1 pseudogene is annotated in these 1,270 nt (G+C 73.4%); it reads right to left on the reverse strand.

Annotated elements, in window-relative coordinates:
• Nucleotides 1–1,270, reverse strand: a pseudogene (locus DT076_RS19100) (hypothetical protein); the annotation flags it as partial.

Genomic DNA, 1,270 nt, shown 5'->3' on the forward strand with positions numbered 1-1,270 from the left:
GTGGCGGGTGCGGACGGCGAGGCGGATGCGGTGGGGGATCTCGTAGCTGTCGACGGCGGCGACCTCGGCGGGGTCGATGACGGGTTGGATGGTGATGCGGGCGCCGGTCGCGCAGAGGTGCTCGGTGAGCTGGTCGAGGGTGAGCGGGCTCCCGTGGCGGTGCTCCGGGCGGACGAGTCGGGGAGAGGTCGGCGGCTGCTGTCCGAGCGAGCCCGGGGGCATGCTGGCTCCTGGTCCTTCCCTGTTGCGGTGCCCACTGCTGTGGTCAGATTCGGGGTCGGCGAGGTGGTAGACGAGGGTGGTCTTGGGGGCGCCTGCCTTCCAGACGCGGCGGATCCATTGGGTGAGGTCGATGCCGGCTGCGGGCAGGCTGGTGGTGAGGGCGGTGAGGTCGCGTTCCAGGCCGCCGGGCTCGCCAGGATCGTTGGGTGGCGGTGTGTAGCAACCGATCCAGGGCGGCAGCCCGGGCGGCGGCTCCACGACCCGCTCGGGCGGGTCGGGTTCGGCTGGTTCGGGCGGGAGCGGGCGATCTGGGTCGTCGAAGCGTGGGTCGGCGAGGACCGTCTCGGCGGCGCGGGTGAGGCCGTGGTCGTCGCGGATGGAGCTCGGGGAGCCGGGGTCGACGCTGGTATCGGTCGAGATGTCGGTGGGTTGGACGGGCAGGCCCGCGCGGGTCTGGTCTGGGACGGCCAGGTACTGCGAGCTCGCTCGCCCTGGTGCCGTGGTGCAGTTCCCGTTCTGGGCCGGTGAGGAGGACCTCGGCCTCTCGTGGTCGGCCCGGCTGGATGTCGTGCTGCACCCGGTCCCCTCGGGCGTCGGCTCGTCAGTGTGCGCGGGCGGGTCGGGTTCTGCGGGTTCGGGCGGCAGTGGACGCTCAGGGTCGGGGAAGCGTGGGTCGGCGAGGACCGTCTCGGAGGGACGGATGAAGCCGTGGTCGTCGCGGGTCGAGCTGGTCTCGGCGGGGTCGAGGCTGATCTCGCTCGGGGCGCCGGTGGGTCGGACGAGCGACATGTCGTCGGTCCGGTCCGGCGTGGTCGGTGGCTGCTGGTGGGGGTGGTGGTCGGCGAGGAGGGCGAGGGCTTGGAGGGGTCGGCCGAGGAGGCCGAGGGCGCGGGCGCGGCGTTGGCCGGCGGTGAGCTGGTCGCCGCCGGGTTGGTCTTTGAGGATGTCGGCGAGTCGGGTGGTGGTGGCGAGCAGGATCGCGGCGTCGCCGGCGTCGATGCGGGCGAGCAGGGTCGCGAGCCCGTGTTCGTCGGGGCGGGCCCAGACT

The organism is Desertihabitans brevis, from assembly GCF_003327535.1.
Lineage (GTDB): Bacteria > Actinomycetota > Actinomycetes > Propionibacteriales > Propionibacteriaceae > Desertihabitans > Desertihabitans brevis.